Origin of the sequence: Flavobacterium sp. UBA7663, from assembly GCF_002483315.1 — a bacterium.
In the GTDB taxonomy this organism is placed as follows: domain Bacteria; phylum Bacteroidota; class Bacteroidia; order Flavobacteriales; family Flavobacteriaceae; genus Flavobacterium.
In genome coordinates, this window is the sequence record NZ_DLHR01000023.1 from 1 (window position 1) to 6761 (window position 6761).

Sequence of the window (6761 nt, forward strand, 5' to 3'; positions counted from 1 at the left end):
TTAGTCATGGCGGCTGTTAGCTGCTGGCCTTATTAAAATATCCTCTAATTTTTTAAGATCAATTTCGATTCTATATTTTGTCTTATCGTAATTAAAACCTACAAACCTGGATATTTTGCATTCCATGCAAATTTTAATTACGCCAGTGATTTTGCTTCCTTTTTTGAAAACTATAATGTCTCGAAAAAATGTGTCGCACGCAGGGAAATCATATGAACCAATTTTGTAATGTAATGTTTCCGAAATTTGTCTATTTCGATTTTTTGGCACGCTATATTTATCGTAGTTAGATTCTAGTACGCTTATGAAATCTGAGTCTTTTAAATCTCTAGGAATATTTTCATAGAAAATCTCCCAAACTTTATATTTTTCCGGATTTTTCCTGAACCTTTCATTTGCATCTTTTAATGAAATATCCAAATGATAGTATTCAATTTTGTCATACTTTATAGAAAGCAATCCTTTGCTATTCTTTTCTAAATTGTCATTCTTAAAACAAGAGCTTAGAAGAACTGAAATCAAGATATAAAGTGTTATTTTCATTGTTGTTCTTCTACTGTTCGTTTAGGCTTGCAGCTAACGTCCCGCGCACAGGCGACNNACTGAGTTGTTTCCGCTAAGATAGAATTGGCAATGATATACTTGTGTAACCTGTGAACTTGCTATCTTCTGCGCGGCTTTTACGGCTTGGCTGTAAAGCTACGTAATTTTTTTACCGTCAAAAAATTCTGATTCACTCGGTTTGTTGTAAATCTGAGTTTTGGAGAGTCCCTTTACTTAGTTACCGATATGTTTACACTTCATATCGGCTTTTTTATTCAAGAGCGTCCTTTTGCGTTTAGATCGTCAGATAGGGTATAGGAGGCAACAATTGCGCCGTTACGATAAATCATCTGACTTTTTAGCGTTATAGACTTCTTGCAATATATAAACCTTTCCCGATATGCCTTTAAACTCGAATTCGGTCTTATTCTCGAAGTTTCTGCGCAAAGTGTGGTAAGGTGATACATTGGATTCTATTTTCGCCAACGCGGCGGCAAATTCCTTTAAGTTGGTCGAGAACAACACAACGCGGTTTTCAAGGTTTGCCGTATATAGTTTACTTATTGCCTGTATCGTCATTTGATTTGGGCTTTTTGGTATGAGTTTTCACGAACGCAGAAAGCGCCGCATTGAATTTGGGCGCTCCTGATTCTATTTTTATATCCTTTTCAGGTCTTGGTATTTCGGGTTCTTTTCGCTGCTTCTTAGCCATTGATTAGTTCTTTATGTGATAATCTTTTGTTAGTTCCATTAGCCAAAGCTACGTCAAATTTTGAACCATCGGAAAGGTCACGGTTGTTAAATCTGAAAGTTGATTCATTTACGTAACGTGAAAGGTGTTTAGGAGAAACTTGGTGGTAAGTTCCTGTGATAGTCCTTGAAAAGTGTGACCAGAAGTTTTCGATACCGTTTGTATGAACCCCGCCGCGTACATATTCCTTTGCGTTGTGGCAAACGAAATCGTGTGTGTATGCGCTTCTGCTTAAAGATACATAGGATTTGCACTCGTCAGTATAAACGGTTGCGCCCGCTGCAACTTGGTCTACCATAATCGGGATGATAGTTTTGGCTTTTCTGTTTACTACTGGCAATGCGTAAACTTTGCCGCCTCTTTCTAGGATTCCTAATACTGGCGTGTGGTTTGCGCCACCTTGACCACCTGCAATTTTTTTGCTTGCGTGACGATTTGAATCAGAACCACCTACGAATTTTTCGTCAACTTCTACAATTCCAGTAAATGCTTCGGGCTTTTCGTTATATACTTCGCGAACGCGTTGCAAGATAAACCAAGCCGATTTTTGAGTTACTTTAATGTGACGGGCTAATTGATGTGATGAAACACCTTTTTTGTTTGTAGTGATTAAGTAGATTGCAACAAACCATTTACGCAATGAGATTTTAGAATCGTGAAAGATAGTGCCAACCTTAACGCCAAACTGTTTTTTACAGCCGTAACATTTGTAACGGTTTGTTTCACCGCCCAATTTTTTGCAGTTTGTAGATTCACAGTAAGGGCAAGTAGTTTCACCATTCCAACGGATAACCGCTAAATGTGCCTCGCATACTGCTTCAGTTGTGAAGTAGTCAAGTAATTCAAAAAGGCTGTCGAAGTCGCGTAAATCTTTAGAGGTTTTCATGTTGTTCTTATTTGATGATGTAAATATACATCGACAAAATGACAATTGCAAATATAAAGCGATAAAATTACAATTATTTTTATTGTTTTGCGTTTTGGTTTTGCTTACATTTGAAAAAATAACCCCTACTCACGGCTCTCACACACGTTTTCGGGGTTAATAAACACCTGTCACGCATCTTTAGCTAATGAAGTACTGAAAGAGGAGATTTCATCCTTTTTAAAATCCGAGATATTTTTTTCGGTTCGGTCATTAGGCATTTTAGTTTAAAACTTCAAGCACTCATTATGGGTGCTTTTCTTTTTGTCAAAATTACCATATCCACGAAATTACCAATAAACGTTGCTGTTGTTTTTTACACTACGATGATAGAGTGTAAAACTATATGCTAGCGTATAGTTTTTAGCATTTGATATAATGATACTTTATGCTCGGTTTTACAATTATCGTAAGTTTTAAACATATCTTCTATATCTGCTTTGTATGGCTCTCCATTAAGCCACTTTTGAAATCGCAAAGGTTTACTTTCTAAAATCAGCCCTTCTGATTCCATTATTCTATATATAAAGCTATAATCTGCGAGTTTGGTCTTGCTATTTTGAAAAACTGAGTGCCACCTATTAAACAGTGTGTATGCGTCAAAATCCATAAAAATCTCTGGAAATGGATTTTCCGTTTCAGGTTCGGCTGTATCGATAGGTTCTATATCAATCATATCAAAAGTTGGTTCTGGTATTGGAAATCTTAAATCCAAAAATTCAATTTCGTCATTTCTTATTACTGTTTCAATTCCCAATCGACTTAGTCTAACTTTAAACTCGGCTAATTCTCTAGATAAAGCATAAATAGAATCAGACTTTATATCATTGTCCTTTTTATTTTTTTGTTGCCAAACTTGGCTAAGAAACGCGACATCATCTCCTTCTTTAAAATTGTTTGATTTCATCATCCTTAGTACAACATCCCCACATTCTTTTAGGACTAAATCTGCGGAATATTTATCATCAACTGCAACCTCATTTTCAATCATTTTCAAACACTCGAAAATATACAGGATACCTTCTCTAAGAAAATCAAGTTCGTTAAAGTTGAAATCTTTTTGAACCTCGTCTAAATACAGTTGTTCGTATGTTTTTGACGATGATATGTAAGGGCAATCAAAGCCTATTGTTTTCAAGCGGATTAATGCGGTATTTTTGGCTTTAAAAAGTCTTTCTAAATCCGATATATGACGATGCGGAAAATATTGATGATCCATATACTTATTGTTAGCACAACTAAAGTAATGAATGTATTCAAACTATCTACTATCGATATAAAGCCCCGCCTTGCGACGGGGCTTTTTTCATTACATTTGGAGTGCTAACAATAAATATAATGAGTTATGACTGATTCAGAACTAACTGAATTTTGGGACAATATATTGAAATATTTGAGAGATATTAACGGGCACGATACGGGAATAAACATTTTTCTCCAAATTAAAAAACCAGAATGTGCAAATAATGTCAATATGCTTTCTGCTATCGATAGATTGATTGAAGACAAACATATAACGAGAGCAAAAACGCCTGATTCAAGTGGTTGGGACGGTCATTATACGTATGTATATGCTATTTCTGGGTCAGGAACTTTCTTTATCAATAATGGTGGTTACGAGCGTTTACGTAAAGAACACCACACAATATATCCGCAAACTAACGCTCCTAGTGTAAATGATAATAAAGATAATTGGACTAAATCAAGGACTTGGCACGTCATTATAGGTGTTTCAGTAGCAATATTAGGAGGATTATTGTTGACGGGCATCATCCATATAATTAAAGCACTTACAAAATTGCCTTGACACGGGTTACACAAGTATATCATTGCCATAAATTATCATTCAATTCTTCCACAATTATTTCAATTGCGGTGTAATTAATCTGAATATTTACACCGTCATATGTATACTTTAGCCAAGGTGATTTTGTCTGTTCGAAATATTTATCCGTGAAGCTGAATTTACTGTTTTCGTAATTTTTCGGATCAATAAAAATTGATGGATCATACCAATAGGAATTTCTGGTATTTTCCATTTGATGGACTAACATGTGGCACTTCCTATTGGCAATTATTATTTCAGATTTCTCCAATGTTGATTTTATTAATTTCCGTTCTTCTTCATTATATGAAGTTGCAAAAAGTGTGTCTATGCCATTTCGAAGATCAAATTCTGTATTTTCTTTTCTAAGAAAGAATATTGTCTTTATATCTTCGCCATTGTAATCCATTCGAAAATTTCCATTTTTAAAGTACTTTATCATTCTTGTTCCATAGAATTTTTGAAGGTCGTCAGTGGAAATGTTATTAGTTTTCGATTTAACATACACTTCGTATATAATTTTGCCTTCGAATTCTTTTTGCTTACCATTATTATTTTGGCAATTTGAAAGAGAAAATATAAATGTCGATAGTAGAACTAAAGTTGTCTTCATACGAGTTTTTTGTTATAACCGCTAACGTTTCGCGGACACGTGAAGTTGTGAAGCCAGCGAAGTGAGTACTTTCCGCTAAGATAGAATTTATTCGTGAAAAGAAAGCTGAAGCAAGAGAAAACCAACAATTTCTCGTGACCGCTGTTACTTGAATGTCGCGACACGAAAGTTGAGAACGAAAGAGCTGACATCAGAAAATCTACAAACCGAATCGCCAAAGTTCAAAAATGCAAAGTATTTTTCCTGAAACACGCAACGGACAAAGATTGCGAAAGATTGGACACAAGAATTTCGACAATTATTTTCCATTTAAATATTCGACGATCGGTTTCGACAAACTTTGGGATTTTAAAGAAATTCGCAATCGTGTTTTATACAAAGTAAAAAAAATGCGTTTACGGAATTCTCAAGTAAAACGCAATATTGGAGCGGGCGAGGAGCGATTTCAAGTAACGTTTCGCGCATAGGCGCCGTTGCGGCGAAAGCGGGAACGAGTATTCTCCGCTAAGATAGAATTTATTCGTGAAAAAAGAGTTCCGGTGACGCGAAGCCAGCAATGGTCGCTTATGCGCTGTTAACTGCAGTTGTAAATCGACATAAATGTTTCAATTTCTTTCAAATCATTAAGTTGTAACCGAAACCATTCTCCACGGACACGTTTACTTTTGAATTTTTCATGAAGTTCTTTTTCAATATGTTTACTGCACTGCCATTGTGCAATTAGAGAAATTGTAGGTTCTTGAGAATGTAAAGTTTTTTCTCTGTAACGAGGATTTTTACTTCTTCCGATTTTGATATAGCCCGAATAGCTATTTACCATAAGGTAAACATATTCCGAATTTTCTACTTTTTCAATTTTATAATTATTATTGAAAAACTCTCTGTAAAATTCTTTATGCTCTACTAAAATAACATTTACTATTCCTCTCGGTGCTGTTGAAATCATTACACTACCTTTTCCTAAATATGGTTTCAATTCGAGAGAAGTAGTTGTAAAAAAGTTTAATTTTTCTAGAAATCCTCGGAGTTTGGTTTGAAAAGTATTAAAAGCGGAAATTGCATCTACGTCTTCGTAATCTTCGGCTAGCATAGCTGTAAATCTCATTAAAAGTTGAAAATAATTTTTTTCATTTAATGTTAATCTAATAAGATCGCCCTTTAACTCATTTTCGCTATTGACATAAAACATATCAAATTTTATTTTCTCTTCGTCAATTATTGAAACACCGTAACAATGTTTATTAATCCTAGTGATAACATTATTTAAAGGACCGTTATCGAACTTTTCTAATTCCAGAATATCTTCTCTAGAAAGAGAAAATACTTTACTTTCAAATCGTTCTTGAAATTCTTGAAGGTTTTCCATACAATTGCAGTTAACGTTTCGCCGCCATGTCTAGTTGCGGCCAAGATAGCAGAGTATTCTCCGCTACTGTGAACGAAGTTAATGAAATTGATGTTTCCGGCGACACAAAACCAGCAATTAGTCATGGCGGCTGTTGTGTGCAGTTATGTTATTAACTTTATGTTTTAAAGCCAATTGATTTACATATTTTTGAAACAAATATTTTATAAATGGCGAAGAGAACTACAGTCAGAATTACAACATTTAGCTTTGATGAATTTGTGAAAATCAAAGAAATCCTTCTTGAGTGGAATTATGAATGGCTAGAATACGATTTAATTCACGATAACGAAATGGAAAATGTAGATGTAACATTTTATCTTGAAGAAGGTATAATTTCTTTAGGAGAATTTGTTCATTTAATGCACGATATAGGTTCTGAAAGTGTATTTCGACGCTAAAACTCGGTTCACTCTATGTCTTCTTCTTCGCAAAAATGCTGTTCGATAATTCCATTTTTTTCAACTGTGACTAAATAATCAAAATTTCCTTGCGCATTCCAAATTTCAATTACACCATTTTTAAAGTCGATTTTTCGCGCAATAACTGTTGCATCTTCTTTTGTGCCGTTTAAAGCTTTATAAACAACTTTTTGACCAACTGAATAAGCCATATTTTTAGATTTAGTAATTAATGAATCAAGATGATCTTACGATCGGGATGTTTATAATTGCACACAACGTTTCGCGGACACGTGAA

8 protein-coding genes are annotated in these 6761 nt (G+C 34.7%); 2 read left to right on the forward strand and 6 right to left on the reverse strand.

All coding sequences use genetic code 11. The features are described from left to right. The 3 genes from B2741_RS10430 to B2741_RS10440 all read right to left on the reverse strand — a co-directional run bounded on the left by B2741_RS10430 (position 1) and on the right by B2741_RS10440 (position 3438). The gene (locus B2741_RS10430) at positions 1-543 is read right to left on the reverse strand and encodes a hypothetical protein (protein ID WP_291138605.1); all 543 of its coding nucleotides are present in this window, start codon (positions 541-543) and stop codon (positions 1-3) included. Positions 544-1247: 704 nt separating this feature from the next. Further along, positions 1248-2180: an IS1595 family transposase gene (locus B2741_RS10435; RefSeq protein WP_291138607.1), complete on the reverse strand. Its 933-nt coding sequence runs from the start codon at positions 2178-2180 to the stop codon at positions 1248-1250. Positions 2181-2568: 388 nt separating this feature from the next. Continuing rightward, positions 2569-3438, reverse strand: coding sequence for a hypothetical protein (locus B2741_RS10440; RefSeq protein ID WP_291138609.1), 870 nt, complete (start codon positions 3436-3438; stop codon positions 2569-2571). A gap of 126 nt (positions 3439-3564) precedes the next feature. On the opposite strand from B2741_RS10440, the gene B2741_RS10445 reads away from it, so the two are divergent. Next, entirely contained in the window at positions 3565-4026 is a 462-nt protein-coding gene (locus tag B2741_RS10445; protein WP_291138611.1) for a hypothetical protein, read from the forward strand. A gap of 19 nt (positions 4027-4045) precedes the next feature. On the opposite strand, the gene B2741_RS10450 is transcribed toward B2741_RS10445, so the two are convergent. Both B2741_RS10450 and B2741_RS10455 read right to left on the reverse strand, forming a co-directional pair. Beyond that, positions 4046-4486, reverse strand: a complete 441-nt coding sequence (locus tag B2741_RS10450) for a hypothetical protein (RefSeq protein ID WP_291138613.1) — start codon at positions 4484-4486, stop codon at positions 4046-4048. A gap of 745 nt (positions 4487-5231) precedes the next feature. Beyond that, positions 5232-6023 (reverse strand): GIY-YIG nuclease family protein, encoded by a 792-nt coding sequence (locus B2741_RS10455; RefSeq protein WP_291138615.1) that lies wholly within the window; start codon positions 6021-6023, stop codon positions 5232-5234. A gap of 209 nt (positions 6024-6232) precedes the next feature. Between B2741_RS10455 and B2741_RS10460 the strand changes: the two genes are divergently transcribed. After that, positions 6233-6463, forward strand: coding sequence for a hypothetical protein (locus B2741_RS10460; RefSeq protein ID WP_291138617.1), 231 nt, complete (start codon positions 6233-6235; stop codon positions 6461-6463). Between the two features lie 8 nt (positions 6464-6471). Here the strand turns inward: B2741_RS10460 and B2741_RS10465 are convergent, their stop codons facing one another. Further along, positions 6472-6675 carry a hypothetical protein gene (locus B2741_RS10465; RefSeq protein ID WP_291138619.1) on the reverse strand — a complete coding sequence of 68 codons (204 nt, stop codon included), beginning with the start codon at positions 6673-6675 and terminating at the stop codon, positions 6472-6474. Positions 6676-6761 lie beyond the last annotated feature (86 nt).

Bases quoted from the DNA above. Each gene is read 5' to 3' on its own strand.
- B2741_RS10445 (WP_291138611.1), top strand. From the start codon at position 3,565: ATGACTGATTCAGAACTAACTGAATTTTGGGACAATATATTGAAATAT.
- B2741_RS10440 (WP_291138609.1), bottom strand. From the start codon at position 3,438: ATGGATCATCAATATTTTCCGCATCGTCATATATCGGATTTAGAAAGA.
- B2741_RS10435 (WP_291138607.1), bottom strand. From the start codon at position 2,180: ATGAAAACCTCTAAAGATTTACGCGACTTCGACAGCCTTTTTGAATTA.
- B2741_RS10460 (WP_291138617.1), top strand. From the start codon at position 6,233: ATGGCGAAGAGAACTACAGTCAGAATTACAACATTTAGCTTTGATGAA.
- B2741_RS10450 (WP_291138613.1), bottom strand. From the start codon at position 4,486: ATGATAAAGTACTTTAAAAATGGAAATTTTCGAATGGATTACAATGGC.
- B2741_RS10455 (WP_291138615.1), bottom strand. From the start codon at position 6,023: ATGGAAAACCTTCAAGAATTTCAAGAACGATTTGAAAGTAAAGTATTT.
- B2741_RS10465 (WP_291138619.1), bottom strand. From the start codon at position 6,675: ATGGCTTATTCAGTTGGTCAAAAAGTTGTTTATAAAGCTTTAAACGGC.
- B2741_RS10430 (WP_291138605.1), bottom strand. From the start codon at position 543: ATGAAAATAACACTTTATATCTTGATTTCAGTTCTTCTAAGCTCTTGT.